Source organism: Oceanisphaera submarina, from assembly GCF_046521305.1.
In the GTDB taxonomy this organism is placed as follows: Bacteria; Pseudomonadota; Gammaproteobacteria; order Enterobacterales; family Aeromonadaceae; genus Oceanimonas; species Oceanimonas submarina.
In genome coordinates this window covers 384,063-401,740 of sequence record NZ_JBKGFN010000001.1, presented here as the reverse complement: position 1 = coordinate 401,740, position 17,678 = coordinate 384,063, and the positions used below count along the sequence as shown (strand labels likewise).

At 59.3% G+C, this 17,678-nt stretch carries 13 protein-coding genes, 1 tRNA gene and 2 riboswitches; of the genes, 5 read left to right on the top strand and 9 right to left on the bottom strand.

The features are described from left to right. The first annotated feature begins 7 nt into the window (after positions 1–7). The gene (gene ald, locus ACLEIV_RS02080) at positions 8–1,129 is read left to right on the top strand and encodes an alanine dehydrogenase (RefSeq protein ID WP_410454999.1); all 1,122 of its coding nucleotides are present in this window, start codon (positions 8–10) and stop codon (positions 1,127–1,129) included. Positions 1,130–1,174: 45 nt separating this feature from the next. Beyond that, a complete protein-coding gene (locus tag ACLEIV_RS02075) occupies positions 1,175–1,588 on the top strand; it encodes a YkvA family protein (protein ID WP_410454998.1) in 414 nt (137 codons plus the stop codon). Positions 1,589–1,626: 38 nt separating this feature from the next. Here ACLEIV_RS02075 and lysC read toward each other — a convergent pair whose 3' ends face one another. Then, entirely contained in the window at positions 1,627–2,964 is a 1,338-nt protein-coding gene (gene lysC / locus ACLEIV_RS02070; RefSeq protein WP_410454997.1) for a lysine-sensitive aspartokinase 3, read from the bottom strand. Positions 2,965–3,027: 63 nt separating this feature from the next. Beyond that, positions 3,028–3,198: riboswitch (Lysine riboswitch) on the bottom strand. Between the two features lie 79 nt (positions 3,199–3,277). After that, positions 3,278–4,606, bottom strand: a complete 1,329-nt coding sequence (gene argA, locus ACLEIV_RS02065; protein ID WP_410454996.1) for an amino-acid N-acetyltransferase — start codon at positions 4,604–4,606, stop codon at positions 3,278–3,280. A gap of 253 nt (positions 4,607–4,859) precedes the next feature. Between argA and nhaD the strand changes: the two genes are divergently transcribed. Continuing rightward, positions 4,860–6,305, top strand: coding sequence for a sodium:proton antiporter NhaD (nhaD, locus tag ACLEIV_RS02060; protein WP_410454995.1), 1,446 nt, complete (start codon positions 4,860–4,862; stop codon positions 6,303–6,305). A gap of 482 nt (positions 6,306–6,787) precedes the next feature. Here nhaD and ACLEIV_RS02055 read toward each other — a convergent pair whose 3' ends face one another. The 3 genes from ACLEIV_RS02055 to ACLEIV_RS02045 all read right to left on the bottom strand — a co-directional run bounded on the left by ACLEIV_RS02055 (position 6,788) and on the right by ACLEIV_RS02045 (position 11,904). Continuing rightward, positions 6,788–9,355 carry a TRAP transporter permease gene (locus ACLEIV_RS02055; protein WP_410454994.1) on the bottom strand — a complete coding sequence of 856 codons (2,568 nt, stop codon included), beginning with the start codon at positions 9,353–9,355 and terminating at the stop codon, positions 6,788–6,790. A gap of 149 nt (positions 9,356–9,504) precedes the next feature. After that, entirely contained in the window at positions 9,505–10,473 is a 969-nt protein-coding gene (locus tag ACLEIV_RS02050) for a TAXI family TRAP transporter solute-binding subunit (protein ID WP_410455091.1), read from the bottom strand. Between the two features lie 189 nt (positions 10,474–10,662). Then, entirely contained in the window at positions 10,663–11,904 is a 1,242-nt protein-coding gene (locus tag ACLEIV_RS02045; RefSeq protein WP_410454993.1) for a D-amino acid dehydrogenase, read from the bottom strand. A gap of 124 nt (positions 11,905–12,028) precedes the next feature. Between ACLEIV_RS02045 and ACLEIV_RS02040 the strand changes: the two genes are divergently transcribed. Continuing rightward, positions 12,029–12,931, top strand: a complete 903-nt coding sequence (locus tag ACLEIV_RS02040) for a LysR family transcriptional regulator (protein ID WP_410454992.1) — start codon at positions 12,029–12,031, stop codon at positions 12,929–12,931. A 38-nt stretch (positions 12,932–12,969) separates the two neighbouring features. Here ACLEIV_RS02040 and ACLEIV_RS02035 read toward each other — a convergent pair whose 3' ends face one another. The 3 genes from ACLEIV_RS02035 to nagA form a co-directional block, all read right to left on the bottom strand. After that, positions 12,970–13,527, bottom strand: a complete 558-nt coding sequence (locus tag ACLEIV_RS02035; protein WP_410454991.1) for a TMEM165/GDT1 family protein — start codon at positions 13,525–13,527, stop codon at positions 12,970–12,972. 14 nt (positions 13,528–13,541) lie between these two features. After that, positions 13,542–13,750: riboswitch (yybP-ykoY riboswitch) on the bottom strand. A gap of 41 nt (positions 13,751–13,791) precedes the next feature. Further along, a complete protein-coding gene (locus ACLEIV_RS02030) occupies positions 13,792–14,112 on the bottom strand; it encodes a translation initiation factor (protein ID WP_410454990.1) in 321 nt (106 codons plus the stop codon). Positions 14,113–14,139: 27 nt separating this feature from the next. Next, on the bottom strand, positions 14,140–15,282 hold the full coding sequence (gene nagA / locus ACLEIV_RS02025; RefSeq protein ID WP_410454989.1) for an N-acetylglucosamine-6-phosphate deacetylase: 1,143 nt from the start codon (positions 15,280–15,282) through the stop codon (positions 14,140–14,142). A gap of 226 nt (positions 15,283–15,508) precedes the next feature. On the opposite strand from nagA, the gene nagE reads away from it, so the two are divergent. Continuing rightward, positions 15,509–17,011: an N-acetylglucosamine-specific PTS transporter subunit IIBC gene (gene nagE / locus ACLEIV_RS02020; RefSeq protein ID WP_410454988.1), complete on the top strand. Its 1,503-nt coding sequence runs from the start codon at positions 15,509–15,511 to the stop codon at positions 17,009–17,011. Positions 17,012–17,557: 546 nt separating this feature from the next. Here nagE and ACLEIV_RS02015 read toward each other — a convergent pair. Then, a tRNA-Asn gene (locus tag ACLEIV_RS02015) sits at positions 17,558–17,633 on the bottom strand. Between the last annotated feature and the right edge of the window lie 45 nt (positions 17,634–17,678).

The window sequence follows — 17,678 nt, the reverse complement described above, 5'->3', positions numbered from 1 at the left end:
GGTGGTTATGGACATCGGTGTACCACGGGAAATAAAGAATAACGAATATCGGGTCGGCATGACGCCGGGTGGCGTCAAGGAGCTGGTACGCGATGGCCACCGGGTACTGGTGCAATGCGGTGCCGGCAGCGGTATCGGCCTGCTCGATGAAGATTATGCCGCCGCCGGTGCCGAGCTGGTGCCGGAGGCGAGCGACATCTTTGCGCGGGCCGAGATGGTGATCAAGGTCAAGGAACCCCAGCCGGAAGAATACCGACAATTGAGATCCGGTCAGCTGCTGTTTACCTACCTGCATCTGGCGCCGGATCTGGCTCAGACCCGGGGGCTGTTGAAATCCGGCTGTACCGCCATCGCCTACGAGACCGTTACCGACGCCCGGGGCGGCCTGCCGTTGCTGGCGCCGATGAGCGAGGTGGCCGGGCGCATGGCGGTACAGGCAGGCGCCCATTGTCTGGAAAAAGCCCAGGGCGGGCGAGGGGTGCTGCTGGGCGGCGTACCGGGTGTGGCGCCGGGCCGGGTACTGGTGCTGGGCGGTGGCGTGGTAGGCATCAATGCCGCCCGTATGGCGCTCGGGCTGGGCGCCGATGTGACCATTCTCGACAAGTCACTGAACCGCCTGAAAGAGCTGGACAGCCTTTACGGTCCGGGACTGAAAACCCTGTACTCCACCACCGATAACATAGAGTTTGAACTGGCTCGCAGCGATCTGGTCATCGGCGCCGTGCTGATCCCGGGGGCGGCGGCGCCCAGGCTGGTGACCCGCGACATGCTCAAGCTGCTGCCTCAGGGCGCCGTGCTGGTGGATGTGGCCATCGATCAGGGGGGGTGTTTCGAAACCAGCCATGCCACCACCCATCGGCAGCCGACCTTCGAAGTGGACGGCATAGTACACTACTGTGTAGCCAATATGCCGGGGGCGGTGGCCCGCACTTCCACCTTTGCCCTGACCAACGCCACCTTGCCCTTCATTCAGGCGCTGGCCAACCTGGGCTGGCGGCAGGCCCTGCAGCAGGACCAACATCTGGCGAATGGCCTCAACGTGCACCAGGGCAACATCACCTGTCAGGCGGTGGCCGAAGCTCATGCTCTGGACCATACCCCGCTGGCACAGGTGCTGGCAAGGGGCTGAAAGCGGCGTGAACAGGCCGGTTTTTCACGCAGGGGAGAGTCGAGAATGGCATTGAGCAGAGAGCAGGAAGCGCGGGCCCGGGCCCGGTTCATCGATGGCATGGGCGAGATGGACGATATCGAGCTGAATGAGGCGGCCCAAGGGGGCGAGCGCAAGCTGAACAGATTCGGCGACAGGCCGCCGGGCTCGCTGGCCGAATGGTGGCAGGAACTGCAGCTGATGGTGAGCCTGCTCAACGACTATCGCAAGGGCGACTATCGGGCCGTGCCCTGGAAGGTGATCGCCGCCATCACCGGGGCCGTCATCTATTTTGTGTCGCCGTTGGACGTGGTGCCGGACGTTCTGCCGCTGGCCGGTTACCTGGACGATGCACTGGTGATCAAGCTGGCACTGGATCTGGCCCGCTCGGATCTGGCCCAATATGCACACTGGAAAGAGGGGCAAAACGGTGAGGAATGAGGCTCCCCTCACTCCTCGCCCTTCATTTTAACCGGGGCTTACGCCGGCAGCAGCTCCCGATGCAGGTCGATAATCACCTGATTGGCGTTGTCTTCCTGTACCAGAAAACACAGATTATGCGGACTGGCGCCGTGACAGATCATGCGAATGTTGACGTTTTCCAACGCCTGAAACACCCGGGTGCCGGTACCGTTGACTTCGCTCATGCGATTGCCGATCAGCGCCACCAGCGCCAGTCCCTGTTCAACCTTGAGGTGACAGTGCTTGCCGAGTTCGGCCTTCACTTCTTCGGTCAGCAATTCGGCGCCGGCGTCCAGGGTGAGCGACACGCAAATCTCGGAGGTGGTGATCAAGTCCACCGAAATCTTGTGCTTGGCCAGAATGCCGAATACCTCGGCCAGAAAGCCGTGTACCTGGAACATGCTCTGATTGGTCAGGGTCAGCAGCACCTGGTTGCGACGCAGGGCCAGGGCGCGGAACAGCGGCTGACTGGGAGTGCTGTTGCGAATCCAGGTGCCACCGGCTTCCGGCGCCTTGCTGGAGCCCACAAACACCGGTATCTGCTTGCGTACCGCCGGTTGCAGGGTGGCGGGATGCAGCACCTTGGCACCGAAGGTGGCCATTTCCGAGGCTTCGCTGAAGCTGATTTCGGGAATGGCGCGCGCCTCGCTTACCAGTCGCGGATCCGTGGTGTAGATACCGGGCACGTCGGTCCAGATTTGCACGGCGACGGCGTCCAGCGCTTCGCCCAGGAGGGCGGCGGAAAAATCACTGCCGCCCCGGCCCAGGGTGGTGGTACGGCCGTCTTTGGCGGCGCCGATAAAGCCCTGGGTGACGACCAGCTGGTTATCACACAGGGGTTTGAGTTCTTTTTCCACTTCGGCACGCAGGGTGGCCAGGTCGGGCGCGGCACGGCTGAAACGATCGTCGGTGCGCATCACCTTGCGTACATCAAACCACACGGCCGGAGTGCCGCGATGGCGTAGCAGCTCCACGAACAGTCGGGTAGACATCAGCTCGCCCTGGGCCACGATTTCATCGTGCAGCGCCTTGGTGGGGCTGATGACGGCACTGTCGGCCAGCTCCTTGATATGAACCAGAATGTCTTCGATATGCCGGGTCAGCATGTCGGGCTTGTCCAGGCTGTCGAGAATGCCTTGCTGGATTTCGGTCAACTGTTGCAGCAGTGTGGCGCGCGACTCGGGTTGTTGTTCACCCGAGGCCAGGGCCACCAGCAGGTTGGTGACGCCGGAGCTGGCGCTCAGTACCGCCAGACGGGTATCGGGGTTGTGTTCGAGAATGGCGGCGCAACGGCTCATGGCGTCGGCATCGGCGACGCTGGTACCACCAAATTTGGCAACGGTTAACTGACTCAAGTGCAGCTCCTTGATGTGTGCATATAGTAGGTAACGGGGAAACGGCTGCAGAGACGGGAAAAGTCACTTAGAAGCACGCCACCCACAGGTGACAACCCGAAGGATTCAGCCTTCGTAGCCGAGGGTGATACGCTGCCCCGTATTACCCTCTCGGCGTTATCTCCCCTGACCGGCGATCCTGGGAGTGGGAGCTCCTCCTGCCGGCTGCCTGAATAACGCGCCTCTTCTCGCCCGACGTGCGGGCTGCCATATAAGTACTGACTCTGTCTGTCGCTGTCAATAATTAAGTGGTTAAATTCATCTGATATCAGTGTTATACCAGATCTTTCATCATGATCTTGGAACGACGCTGGTAATTGTAGAGCGCCTGCTTGCCCATCGGCAGGGCGCTAACATCCACCGGCTCGAAACCGCGCTCCCGAAACCAGTGAATGGAGCGGGTGGTCAGGATAAACAGCCGGCTCATGCCGCGCTTCTTGGCCTGCTCTTCCACCTTGTTCAGCAGCATGTCGCCCCGGCTGCCCCGGCGATAATCCGGATGAATGGCCACACAGGCCATTTCCGCCATAGCCTCTTCCGGAAAGGGATAGAGGGCGGCACAGCCGATGATGGCGCCGTCTTTCTCTATGATGGTGAACTGATCGACTTCCATTTCCAGCTGCTCGCGGGAGCGGCGCACCAGAATGCCTTCTTCCTCCAGCGGGCGGATCAGATCCAGGATGCCGCCGATGTCGTCGATACGAGCCTGACGGGCCTGCTCGGCGCTCAGGCTGACCAGCTGGGTACCGAGACCGTCACGGGTGAACAGTTCCTGGATAAGGGCACCGTCTTCCTTGTAACTCACCAGATGGCTGCGGGGAACCCCGGCACGACAGCTTGAAATGGCCGCACGCAGATAGCGGGCGGTGCCGGACAGGGTCTCGCCGTCGGACAGTAGCCGCTGCAGATGTTCTTCCGCCTGCTCGGGAAAAAGTTCCGGAATGGCCACACCCTCTTCGTTGAGCACACCGCGCTGAGAGCAGAAGCCGATCAGCTTCTCGGCCTTGAGTTCGATGGCCAGGCGTCGGGCCAGCTCTTCGGAAGACAGGTTGAAGCTTTCGCCGGTCACCGAAAAGCCGATAGGAGAAATCAGCACGGTGGCGCCGTTGGCCAGCTGATGATGAATGGTGTCGGTATGGATGCGGCGTACCCGGCCGGAATGCTGATAATCCACGCCATCATCCACTCCCAATGGTTGGGCCGTGACAAAGTTGCCGGTCACCACGTTGATGCGCGCGTTCTGCATCGGGGTATTGATAAGCCCCATCGACAGACGGGCCATGATGTCCATCTGCAAGCCGCCACAGACATTCTTGATGATGCGAAAGCTGTGCTCGTCGGTCACCCGGGTATGCTTGTGAAAGATATTGTCCAGCCCGGCTTCTTCCAGCCCCTGATCGATTTGCGGGCGGGCGCCAAACACGATGACCAAGCGGATACCGAGGCTGGTCAGCAGCGCGATATCGGTGATGATATTGGGAAAATTATCCTGATCGATGGCTTCGCCACCGAGCATGACCACGAAGGTCGAGCCCCGGTGCAGGTTGACATAGGGGCTGGATTGACGAAACGCCTTGACCAGGGCGGCATCGGTATCGCGCACGGGCAGTCCTTAAAGCGAAAAAACAAAGATGCATGATCGTGAAAAATAATGCAGAAAACAAGACTAAATATTTACTTTCTGGCCGAATATTTCAAGGTGGCAGCCTCGCATTTCGATATGAAAAATGCGAACCAGCGCCAATAAAGCGGCCTGTCGTGACAAGTGCTTTATGTTAGTCTTTTCAATGGGGTTGACCTAAGGATCGGCAGGCTCCCCGGTAGCTATAGCCAAAATAACAAAAGCGAGAAAAACAATGCAAAGGAAACTGTGCTTACTCACTCTGGGGGGGCTGGCAGCACTGTTCAGCTCCTCTGTTTTTGCGGCCGCGGGGCCACTGGATTTAACCTATTCTTCGATCGGCATCTTTGCCGTTGTCATCTTCGTTATCGCCTACCTGCTGGTGATGGGAGAAGAATACCTCCATCTGCGCAAGTCCAAGCCGGTGTTGATTGCCGCCGGTATCATCTGGGTCGCCATCGGCTGGACCTATATCAATCATGATATTCCGGGCGTCACCGAGGCGGCATTTCGGCATAACCTGCTGGAGTATTCCGAACTGCTGCTGTTCCTGCTGGTGGCGATGACCTATATCAACGCCATGGAGGAACGTGGACTGTTTGATGCCCTGCGAGCCTGGATGGTGCGGCGCGGTTTCAGCTACAAGTCTCTGTTCTGGATGACAGGGTTTCTGGCCTTCTTCATTTCTCCCATCGCCGACAACCTGACCACGGCATTGCTGATGTGTGCCGTGGTGATCAAGGTGGCGGAAGGGGACAAGCGTTTCATCAACCTGTGCTGCATAAATATTGTCATTGCCGCCAACGCCGGTGGCGCTTTCAGTCCCTTCGGCGACATCACCACCCTGATGGTGTGGCAGGCCGGCATCATCAAGTTCAACGAGTTCTTCATCCTGTTCATTCCCTCTCTGCTCAACTACCTGGTGCCGGCGCTGGTGATGGGCTTCTTTATCGAAAACCGCAAACCCGCCGCCCTCTACGAAGAAGTGGAAGTCAAACGCGGCGCCATTCGCATCGTGTTGCTGTTTTTGCTGACCATCGCCACCGCCGTGGCCTGCCACAGTCTGCTGCACCTGCCGCCGGTACTGGGCATGATGACCGGCCTCGGTTACCTGCAGTTTTTCGGCTATTACCTGCGCCAGACCCTGCCGGGTTCACTGGCGCGCAAGCGGGTGATGGCCGAAAAGCGGGGCGATGAAGAGGCGCTAAAGCGGCTGGGCAGCGTGGTGCCGTTTGATGTGTTTAACCGAATCGCGCGGGCCGAGTGGGATACCCTGCTGTTTTTCTACGGGGTGGTGATGTGTGTCGGCGGTCTGGGATTCATGGGCTATCTGGCGCTGGTGTCCGAGGTGCTCTATGGCGGTTGGGATGCGGTCTATGCCAACGTCGCGCTGGGCGTGGTGTCTGCGGTGGTGGATAACATTCCGGTGATGTTTGCGGTGCTGTCCATGCAACCCGAAATGTCCCACGGCAACTGGTTGCTTATCACCCTGACCGCCGGTGTGGGCGGCAGCCTCTTGTCCATCGGCTCGGCCGCCGGCGTGGCGCTGATGGGCCAGGCCCGGGGCATGTATACCTTTTTCGGCCACCTCAAGTGGGCCCCGGTGATTTTCCTCGGTTATGTGGCGAGCATTCTGGCGCATCTGTGGCTGAACGCCGACAGCTTCAAGGTGTTTGGCTGAAGAGCAGCGGTCAGCGTTAAGCGATGAGTCAACAACAACGCCCCTGAAAGTCCTCTGCTTTCAGGGGCGCTTTTTTTTGGGGAATGACCAATTTCACTGATTTAATCTCAACATAAAGGTCGGACAAAGGGCTCACTCTGCCGACCCGTTCGAGCACATCCTTGTGGCGTTCAGCACATGAGGTCCCTGTCATGTGATGGTCGTCTGAGCCGATCCCTTTGTCTTCCTTACGGCCCCGGAGTCACCATGCCGGGGCTTTTTTATTGTTGGCAAACGTGTGCAAAGGGTTAATACCAATTCCAGAGGAAACACAGCCACCGCCCTCGACTCGACATGAACCCATCCTTGGGGGCATCGGAAATGCCATCCCTGGCATTTCACGGTCGTGGGAGTCGATCTCTGTTTCCTCTTCCTGAACACCGAGTTGTCCGTAAACGGTGCCAACAGGCGGCCGGGGCCTGATGGCTTTACGATGTGCTACATCAAGGTGCAGGGCCGGGTAACGGCTCGCGACGACGGCGTTGCAGCCAGACCACCAGGCCAAGCAACAGGAAGCCGGGCCCCCACATCAGCTCTTTCACCCAACGCTCGGTCGGTGCACGCACCACCAGTATTTGCTGGTCGAAGTCCAGACCGGCATCGGCGGCGGGGCTGGCGAAGGCGACGCTGTCGATCATCACCTTGCCGTTATCTTCATACAGCATCAGACCGAGTTTCTGCAGTCGCTCCGCACCGCTGTCTCCTGCCGGTACCGGCAGTAACAGGCTGAATTCCTGCGGGTCACCGACCGCATCCACCCCGAGCATGCGCAGGCGAAGCTTGCTCTCGGCATCGATCTCGCCGATGACCTGCTCCAGTTGTGCCGGTGGCACCTCGCGATAGGGATCGTGCAGCATGTCCATCCAGAAGCCCGGGCGGAACAGGGTAAAGGCTACCAACAGCAGCAAGAGTCCTTCATACCAACGGCTGCGCACCAGGAAAAAGCCCTGGGTTCCGGCGGCAAAGATCAGCATGGCGGCGGTGGAAATCACGAAGATCAGCACGCCGTGCCAGAAGCTCACGTCAATCAGCAGCAGATCCGTGTTGAAGATGAACAGGAAGGGCAGGGCGGCGGTACGCAGGCTGTAGTAGAAGGCGGTGACACCGGTCTTGATGGGGTCGCCCTTGGACACGGCCGCGGCGGCAAACGAGGCCAGACCCACCGGGGGCGTCACGTCGGCCATGATGCCGAAGTAGAACACGAACAGATGCACCGCAATCAGCGGCACTATCAGGCCGTTTTGCTGACCCAGAGTCACCACTACCGGCGCCAGCAGGCTGGACACCACTATGTAGTTGGCGGTGGTTGGCAGGCCCATGCCCAGTATCAGGCTGAATACCGCGATAAACATCAGCATCAACAGCAGATTGCCCATCGACAGCAGCTCGACCAGATCGGCCAGCACCAGTCCGACCCCGGTTTGTGACACGGCACCGACGATAAGCCCGGCGGCGGCGGTGGCGATACCGATGCCGATCATGTTGCGGGCGCCGGCCAGCAGACCCTCACGCAGATCGATGACGCCGTCCATAAAGGTGCCGTGCTCGTGCAGGCCATCGGTGCGCATCCAGCTCAGCAGCGGGCGCTGGGTCAGCAGTATCACCACCAGCATCATGCTGCCCCAGAACGCCGACAGCCCGGGTGACAGGCGCTCGACCATCAAACACCAGACCAGCACCACGACCGGCAGCAAAAAGTGCAGGCCAGATAGCAACACGGCGCGGGTTTGCGGCAGGGCATCGAGCGGTGCACTGGGATCTTCGGGCGCCAGCGGGGCGACGCTGGCGGCAATCTTCAGCAGGCCCAGATAGGCCAGTGCAAGCAGTGCGCCGACGCCCTCCAGCACATAATCACCCAGCACCGGCTTGAGCCAGCCGAGGCCATAATAAACGGCCAGCGACAGACCGCTGATCAGGGCCACACCGAAGGCAAAGCCGGTCAGGCGGCGCAGCCAGGGGGTGGGCCGATGGCCGCCGATGGGCTGCAGACCGAGCTTGAGCGACTCCAGATGCACGATGTAAAGCAGGGCAATATAGGAGATGGCCGCCGGCAGAAAGGCGTGCTTGATGATCTCGACATACGGCATGCCGATATACTCGACCATCAAGAAGGCCGCCGCGCCCATGACCGGTGGCATGATCTGGCCGTTAACCGAGGAGGCGACTTCCACCGCGCCAGCCTTTTCGGCCGAGAAACCGGTGCGCTTCATCATCGGAATGGTGAAGGTGCCGGTGGTGACCACGTTGGCGATGGAAGAGCCGGAGATCATGCCGGTCAGGCCGGAGGCGACCACCGCGGCCTTGGCCGGACCGCCGCGCAGGTGGCCGAGCAGGCTGAAGGCGAGCTGAATGAAGTAATGGCCGGCACCGGCCCGTTCGAGCAGGGCGCCGAACAGCACGAACAGAAACACGAAACTGGTGGATACGCCGAGGGCGATGCCGAACACCCCTTCGGTGGTGATCCACTGATGGTTGGCCAGGGCGCTGAAGCTGACCCCGCGGTGGGCCAGCAGGCTCGGCATATAAGGACCGGCCAGGCTGTAGACAAGAAAGACCAGGGCGATGATGGCCAGCGGCGGCCCCAGGGCCCGGCGCGTGGCCTCAAGCAGCAGCGTCATGCCGACACAGGCGGTGAGCAGATCGGCGGTGGTCAGACTGCCCGGACGCTGAGACAGTTCCTGATAGAAGATGAACAGATAGGCCGCACAGGCGGAGGCGACCAGACCCAGCACGATATCGAGCAGGGGCACCCGGTTACGCGGCGATTTGCTGAAGGCGGGAAAAACCAGAAACGCCAGCAGCAGGGCAAAGGCAAGGTGGATGGAGCGTGTTTCCGTGTTGTTGAGTACGCCAACACCAAAGATGAAGGGGAGCGGAGAGGCGATCCAGAGCTGGAACAGTGACCAGCACAGGGCCAGTCCGGCGATCACCCTGGCCATGATGCCATCGGGTGAACGCGCACCGACATCCTGGGCGATCAGCTCCTCTGCGGATAATTGTTTTTCTGCCATAGGAAGGTACCTATTTTGGTTGTGCAATAGGAAGAGCAAAACCTCTCCCGCCGACGGGGCGGGAGAGGTTTGAGTGCCAGCAGATACCGATGTCAGGCAGTGTGCCCAGTGGCGGATATCTCACGGTTTACCGTGTTGTCGGCAAACGGTTACAGCCAGCCTTTTTCCTTGTAGAAACGCACGGCCCCTTCATGCAGCGGCGCCGTGATACCGGCACTGATCATGTCTTCGGCCTTGAGATCGGCAAAGGCGGGGTGCAGACGCTTGAAACGTTCCAGGTTGTCGAACACGGACTTGACCAGTTGATAGACCACTTCCGGATCGGTTTGCGCTGTGGTGGCCAGCACCGCCTTGCCTCCGATGGAGGGTACCGGCTGGTCGACACCCGGATAGAGACCGGCAGGAATGTTGGCGCGGGTAAAGTAGCTTGCCTTGGCCAGCAGCTTGTCGACACCATCGCCTGCTACCGGGATCAGTTTGGCATCGGCCGTGGTCAGTGCTTCCTGAATGGCGCCGCTGGGGTGACCCACCACATAGGTAATGGCATCCAGGTTGTTGTCGCCCAGGGCCGCGGCCATTTCGGCCGGTTTCAGTTCGGCGGCAAGGGAGAAGCTGTCTTTGGTCCAGCCGCTGGCCTGCATCAGTTCATCGAAGGTATCGCGGCTACCGGAGCCGGGAACACCGATATTGACCCGCTTGCCCTCGAGATCCTCGATGCTGTCGATGTCACTGTCGTTACGCACTACCACGGTGAGAATTTCACTTTGCAGCGAGAAGACGGCGCGCAGTTCAGTCACCGGTTTTTTGTCGAAGGGAGCCTGACCTTCCAGTGCCTTGTACTGGTGATCGGACTGAATAAAGCCGAAATCGTAGTCGCCGTTTTGCAGAGAGACGATATTGCCGACGCTGCCTGCCGATGAAGGAGCATTACATTTTATGTCATGCTCCTCGGCACCGCGATTGAGAAAACGGCACACCGACTGGCCGGCCGTATAGTAAACGCCGGTCTGGCCGCCGGTGCCTATGGTCACGTAGCGTGCTTCGGCGCTGACCTGGCTGCTGAACAGGAGGGCGGTTACCGCGCCGGTAAGCAGTTTGACGACTTTACGGTTTTGCATATCCATATTGGTTTTCCTCGGGTTATTTTCCAAATAACATCATCATTCTTCTTATGGTCAACACATTGGTTTATGTGTAGCCATATGAGGCGTTTACGTTAATGTACTACTCCGTTAATTGCTAATAAAAAGAGCGCAAATAATAAGGATGAGAATATACAGTGTGTCAATAAAAGTGGCCTGAAAACGTCAGCCGGCCAATTGCAGGCCCTGCAGAGAAATAGCCGTGGGCTCATCGTTGATTAAATTGGCCAGAGTGTCGGCACTACCACAGGCCAGGGTAAACCCCAGGCTGCCATGGCCGGCATTCAGCCACAGATTTTTGATACCGCTGTGCCCGATGAAGGGAGTGCCTTCGGGGGTGGCGGGGCGCAGGCCGGCCCAGGCGGTGGCGGTGTGATAGTCGCCCGCGTGGGGGAAACAAGCCTGAGCCTGTCGGCGCAACGAGGCAATTCGACGGGCGTCGAGATCGGTGTTCCAGTCGCCAATGTCCACCATGGCGGCGATGCGCAGTCGATCATCCAGGCGCGCATAGACAATTTTTCGGTCATAGTCGGTGACATTGGTCTGTGGCACCCTGGTGTGATCGCTCACGGGCAGAGTCAGACTGTATCCCTTCAAGGGGTAAAGCGGCAGCTTAAGCCCCAGCGGCCGCAGCAGGGCGGCGCTGCCAATGCCGGCGGCCACCACCAGATGATCGACCGTCACATCGCCCTCTGTCAGCGACAAGGCCCGTACCTGTCCGCGTTCGAGCTGCAGCTTGCTGATGGTTTGCCCGCTGTACAGCCTGAAATTGGCATGCCCGCGAAGGCGCTGCAGCAGTTGCCGGCAGAACAGGTGGCAATCGCCCACTTCGTCGCCGGGCGAAAATATACCGCCCTGCAGCCGTGAGGCCAGACTGGCCAGGGCGGGCTCGGCCTCGATGCATTGTTGGGCATCCAGCACCTGTTGCGGTGTGTCGGCTTTGACGCCAGCGGCGGCTTTCTTGAGGCTGGCGCCATCGCGATAAATGACCAGCTTGCCATTGGCACGCCAGGCGAAGCCGTTCAGGCCATCCCGCTCGCGCCAGCTACTCAAGACCTGCTGGCTATGCAGTGCCAGTCGCAGCAGATGGGTGGCATTGGACTGATTGACGCTACGGCGGCAGGCCAGCAAAAAGCGCAGGCACCAGCGCCATTGTTCGAGGTTCATCCTTGGCTGAAAACGCAGCGGGGCATCTTTTCTCAGCATCCAGCCCAGCGCCTGCCATGGCACCCCGGCATCAGCCAGCGGCGCCACGTAGCGATAACTCAGCTGACCGCCATTGGCGAAGCTGGTTTCCATGCCGACCGTATCCCGTTGCTCGAACAGCTCGACCCGGTACCCTTTTTTGACCAAGGCATAGGCGGTGGTCAATCCAATCACCCCACCACCGATAATTGCGACTCGCATGACTGATTTCCTTTAAACTCAATCGCTTCAGCATAGGCATTGCCGCGGTGAACGAACAATGAAAAGATAAAAGCAGGTCATAACCTTTGGTTATGCCAGTAAGGTATCCAAAGGAGTCAGCTGTATGCGTTTACGCCATATCGAGTTGTTTCAGGCCGTGCTGCAAACCGGCAGCCTGACGGCGGCCGCCGAACTGCTGCATATTTCCCAACCTGCCGCCAGCAAGAGCCTGCAGCAGGCCGAGCAACAACTGGGCTTTGCCTTGTTTCGTCGGGTGCGCGGCAAACTGCTGCCCACTACAGAGGCGTTGATCCTGCAACAGCCTGCCGAGCAATTGTCGTCTGATCTGCAGCGCCTTCGCCGGCTGGCGGATAACCTGCGCCGCGGCAATGCACGTGCATTGCGCTTGATGTGTACTCCGACGCTGGCGCTGAGTTTGCTGCCCCGGGCACTGGGTGGTTGGCGTGAATATTATCCCGATACCGAATGTGAACTGGCGACTCAGCACACCCGGGAAATGACCCAGGCGCTGTTGCTGCGCGAAGCGGACCTGGGGCTGACGCTGCAGCGGGTCAAGCACCCCGCTGTGCAGGTTGATGTGCTTGCTCATAGCCGGATGATGGCGATTGCGCCGCCCGGCTGGTGGAGCGAGGCGCAATGTCATGAACCCATTCGGCTACAATCCCTGGCGGGGGTCAATTTGATCGGTCTCGATAGTCGAGATGGCCTCGGTGGTTTGCTGCACAGCCATACTCGAGAACTCGATCCTCCGGTGTGCATTCATACCCGGGTACAAACCTATCAGCTGGCGCGCCAGATGGTGGCCGCCGGCCAGGGGATTGCATTGGTCGACCCTTTTACCGCCCTGATGGGGGCACGCGGTGAGGTACAGGCCCGGCCACTGGAGCCAGGCCTGGCCGTGTCACTCTATGTGCTGCGTCGTGCCGGCGAAACATTGATACCGGCACAGCAGACGTTGCTGGAACAGCTGCAGGCCGTGGCCATCAGCCTGTTGCAGGGGGAATGAAAAAAGCCGCCCTAAGGCGGCTTTTTTGTTTGAGCGACTTACCACCACAAGGTGGTGATGCCCAGTATCATAAACAGCAGGGCGCTGGCGCCGTGAATCCACTTCATCGGAATACGCTCGGCGCCCTTCTTGCCAATCAGTACCACGGGTACGTTGGCGGCCATCATGCCGAGGGTGGTTCCGACCACCACCAGCCAGTAGTCTTCCACGAAACGGGCGGCCAGCAGCACGGTGGCAAGCTGGGTCTTGTCGCCCATTTCCGCCAGAAAGAACAGCACAAAGGTGGTGACAAAGGGCCCGTAGCGGCGAAGGGTGCCGTCTTCATCATCGAGCTTGTCCGGAATCAGCATCCAGAATGCCATGACGAAGAAAGAGCCGGCCAGCAGATAGCGTAGCCAGTCGGGATCCAGCCATTGCTGAACCCATACTCCCACCCAGCCGGCCAGGCCGTGGTTGAGCAGGGTAGCGGCCAATATGCCGGCAATAATGGGCAGGGGTTTTCTGAAACGACAGCTCAGCACCAGGGCGAGCAGTTGGGTTTTGTCACCGATTTCGGCGATGGCGACCGCGAGGGTCGAGGTAGTCAGTGCTTCCAAGATAGTTACCGGGGGACGGGTGATGAGCAACCAATGAGCAGGCCATGCCACCCGTCCCCGGTATCGGCATCAGCCTGTCAAAGGTCTCGTCAAACCACGGTTATCTTGTTAACAACTCGTCAGCAAGATACCTGGGTCACGGCCACCATGGTGATTTGCACCAATTATGTTGACGACCGTCTCGACAATCATTGTCGAGAGACTACTCCCCCTTGTGCAGGAGCCGAGTATTCTAGCGGTAGACACGTGAAAATCAAGGTGGAATTAACCACCGACTTTTTTCACCTTAAGTCCGGTTTTGGTCAGCAGGGCGCCGACCTGCTCCAGCCGGTCGCCCTGAATCTCAATGACCCCTTTCTTGACCGCACCGCCGGTGCCCAGCTGTTTCTTCAGCTGCTTGGCCAGGACACCGACCTGCCCGGTGGGCACGCCGTATACGCAGATCACCCCGGCACCCTTGCGGCCCTTGGTTTCGCGGCGCAGGCGCACCACACCATCGTCGGGGAAGGGGCTGTCGGTAGACGCGGAGGCATCGGCTTGTTTGGCCTGCCAGTCGGGATCTGTGCTGTATACCAGTTTGTTCATATGTTGACTCGATAATCGGTGATAACGTCAGGTACTGAAGCGGCCGTTGACCAGGGTGGCCTTGACCTCCAGCTGGCGGCTCAGCACCACCAGATTGGCCACCTTGCCGACGGCAATGGCGCCGAGCTCGTGGTCGAGGTTCAGTGCCCGGGCCGGATAGAGGCTGGCCATGCGCAGCGCTTCTTCCAGCGGCAGCCCGACCCGTTCAACCAGGTTTTTGACCCCGGCAATCATGGTCAGCGCCGAGCCGCCGAGTGTACCATGCCGGTCCACACAGCGACCATCGCGTACCAGGACAGGGGTGCCGCAAAAGTCGAACCGGGTCAGCTCGGGGCCCGCACCGGCGGCGGCGGTGGCATCGGTCACCAGACACAGACGCGGGCCCAGCACCCGGTGTGCCAGTCGCACATTGGCATCATGCACATGAAAGCCATCCACGATAATTCCTGCGTATACCGTGTCGTTGTCGAACACGGCCCCCACGGCGCCGGGCTCCCGGCCGTTGAGGGTGGGTGTCATGGCATTGTAAAGGTGAGTGGCAAAACCGACACCGGCGTCAAAACCGGCCATGGCGTCGTCATAACTGGCGGCGGTATGGCCCATGGCCACCAGAATACCGGCTGCTTTCAGGCGGCGAATATGTACCGGGCTGTTGCACTCGGGGGCCAGGGTGACTGTGGCGATCACCGCCGCATTACGGCATAAAAAGTCCAGCATGGGCTCGTCCAGCGGCCGGATCTGCGCCGCCGGATGAATGCCCTTGCGCGTGAGGTTGGTGTAGGGGCCTTCCAGATGCAGCCCCGGCACCCGGTGCCGATGTCGGGCCATGTAGTCCTGGGTGACCGAGACCGCCTGCCGCATATCCCGGTCGGGGGAGGTGATCAGCGTCGGCAGAAAGCTGGTGGTGCCAGACCTTAGGTTGGTCCTGTGCATGGTATCCAGCGTTTGGATGCTGATGTCGTCATTGAACATGACCCCGCCGCAGCCGTTTAGCTGCAGGTCGATAAAGCCGGCGCTGAGCAGGGCGCCGCTCAGCGAGTGACGCGGCAGTGAGGCATCGAGTGTTGCTTCGGGCTGAATGGCGACAATGCGGTCTTGTTCTATCACCACCGACTGATGGTCGAGCATGTGCTCGCCGTCAAACAGGGTGCAGTGGGTCAGGGCAAACATGGTAGCGATGGCTCCTGGTGCCGGAACGGATTTTCATACATAAAGTAGTGATAGCGCTGTGGATATTCTGGCGGGAATCCGACGTATGCGTCCATATTGAAGGTAACCATATGTCGGAAGACTACCATATTTTCAAGTTCGGGGAGAAACAGAGACGCTGTCGTCACCGTCAGGCTCACGCCGGCACCTACTATGTAGCAAATCATCTTGCCTGAGGAGATCAGCCGTGAATGTATTGGGATATTTACAGAAACTGGGCAAGGCGTTGATGTTGCCCATAGCGACACTGCCGGTGGCGGCTCTGCTGTTGCGTTTGGGACAGCCGGATTTGCTGGGTATCGTCTTTATTGCCGAGGCGGGGGCGGCCATCTTCAATCAGCTGCCGCTGTTGTTTGGTCTGGGCATAGCGGTGGGTCTGTCTCAAAACGATGCCGGTGCCGCCGCCCTGGCCGGTGCCGTCGGTTATTTTGTGCTGACCGGCGCCGCCGGCGCCATTAACAGCGATATCGACATGTCTTTCTTCGGGGGCATCATCGCCGGCATCATCGCCGGCCACAGCTATAACCGCTTTCATCGGGTGCGGCTGCCCGATTATCTGGCCTTCTTCGGTGGCAAGCGGCTGGTGCCGATTATGACCGGGCTTTTTGCATTGCTGGCGGCCTTTATTGCCGGCTTTGTCTGGCCCTTCCTGCAACAGGGCATCGACAGTTTTGGCTCTGCCATCTCTACCTCGGGGGCGTTTGGTCAGTTTTTTTATGGCGTGCTCAACCGTGGGCTGATTCCGGTTGGTTTGCACCATGTGCTGAATTCCCTGTTCTGGTTCGGTCTGGGGGACTGCCTCATGCTGAGCTATGAGGCGGCAGACAAGTTGCAACAGTTGTGTCTGGATCCGGCGCTGGTTGGCACTCTGGCGGTGGGCGGTCCCGTACCAGGGGTGGACGGCGGCGTGATCAAGGAGCTGGCCACCGAGGTGACCCGGGGCGATTTGCATCGGTTCTTTGCCGGTGATCCGACTGCCGGGGTCTTTATGGCCGGCTTTTATCCGGTGATGATGTTTGGCTTGCCGGCCGGGGCGCTGGCCATGGTGTTGGCTGCCCCCAGGGGGAAACGTGCTCAGGTGGGTGGCCTGTTGTTGTCACTGGCGATGACATCGGTGTTGACCGGTATCACCGAGCCGCTGGAGTTTTCTTTCATGTTTCTGGCGCCGCTGCTTTATGTGCTGCATGCGCTGCTGACCGGGCTGGCGCTGGTGGTGGCCAACCTGTTCGGAGTACTGCACGGCTTTGGTTTTTCTGCCGGCCTGTTCGACCTGGTACTGAACTGGGGGCTGGCCACCCGGCCCTGGACTCTGGTGGTCATCGGTGTGGTGTTCGCCATCCTCTATTTTTTCGCCTTCTTCTTCGCCATCCGCGTCTTTCGTCTCAAGACACCGGGGTGGGAGGACGCCCCCCGGCTTATTGCCGGTGACATGGTGGTCATCGAGTCGGCCCAGCTGGCAACCGAATATCTGTCCGCCCTGGGCGGGGCGGACAACCTAGAGCATATCGATGCCTGCATCACCCGGCTGCGGTTGACCATCAAGGACCCGGGCCGGGTAGATGAAGTTCGGCTGACGGAGCTGGGGGTAACAAGCGTGGTGAAGCTCGGCAATCAGAACCTGCAGCTGATCGTCGGCCCGCAGGCGGACAGTCTGGCCGCCGACATCAAGGCGCTGATCGACAGGGCGTGATAGCGGAACGGCGGAAAACAGGGGCATTCTGAACGGGGCTGACGGAAGTTGGCCCTGTTTTTATTATTTCAGGGCATAAATATGACAAACCACTTGAAAAAAACAGTTTAAGTCGGCATATGCCAGCCGTGGTGTGCCCGCTAACTGCAATGATTCGACGGCACTGCCGGAAATGCAGTACTCGGAATTTTCAGGCTGTCAAGCGGAAGCACGGAGTAGCACGAGACTCAAAAGGTTATGCACAACGGGCCCGAGCCTTGTGCTGACAGGGTTAGGCGTACTTATCCACCATTTCTGTGGATAAGGTTGTGGATTACCTACCCAAAACCGGTTAGAAGCCAGTCAGGACAGGCTTCTCGGATAAGGCGACAAAAAATTAACCAAAAAATAAATACTTTAAAAACAAACACTTGAAAAAAGATACAACAAAGCAGCGCTCGATATCTGAACGATAGCAGCGACATTAGAGTAAAGACACAAAATGTGGGTTTTTTGAAGTAAGCGCGGGGCTTGTAGTGGATAAGTCAAGAGAAATGGAGCAAAAATTGGCTCCCCCTGCTGGACTCGAACCAGCGACATACGGATTAACAGTCCGGCGTTCTACCAACTGAACTAAGGGGGAATCTCGCGAAGAGGCCGCAGATAATACGCAGCCGGGTCAGCAGGG

What these genes read in the sequence shown, in the direction of transcription:
- ald (WP_410454999.1), top strand. Translation starts at nt 8, where the DNA reads ATGGACATCGGTGTACCACGGGAAATAAAGAATAACGAATATCGGGTC.
- ACLEIV_RS02075 (WP_410454998.1), top strand. Translation starts at nt 1,175, where the DNA reads ATGGCATTGAGCAGAGAGCAGGAAGCGCGGGCCCGGGCCCGGTTCATC.
- nhaD (WP_410454995.1), top strand. Translation starts at nt 4,860, where the DNA reads ATGCAAAGGAAACTGTGCTTACTCACTCTGGGGGGGCTGGCAGCACTG.
- ACLEIV_RS02055 (WP_410454994.1), bottom strand. Translation starts at nt 9,355, where the DNA reads ATGGCAGAAAAACAATTATCCGCAGAGGAGCTGATCGCCCAGGATGTC.
- ACLEIV_RS02050 (WP_410455091.1), bottom strand. Translation starts at nt 10,473, where the DNA reads ATGCAAAACCGTAAAGTCGTCAAACTGCTTACCGGCGCGGTAACCGCC.
- ACLEIV_RS02045 (WP_410454993.1), bottom strand. Translation starts at nt 11,904, where the DNA reads ATGCGAGTCGCAATTATCGGTGGTGGGGTGATTGGATTGACCACCGCC.
- ACLEIV_RS02040 (WP_410454992.1), top strand. Translation starts at nt 12,029, where the DNA reads ATGCGTTTACGCCATATCGAGTTGTTTCAGGCCGTGCTGCAAACCGGC.
- ACLEIV_RS02030 (WP_410454990.1), bottom strand. Translation starts at nt 14,112, where the DNA reads ATGAACAAACTGGTATACAGCACAGATCCCGACTGGCAGGCCAAACAA.
- nagA (WP_410454989.1), bottom strand. Translation starts at nt 15,282, where the DNA reads ATGTTTGCCCTGACCCACTGCACCCTGTTTGACGGCGAGCACATGCTC.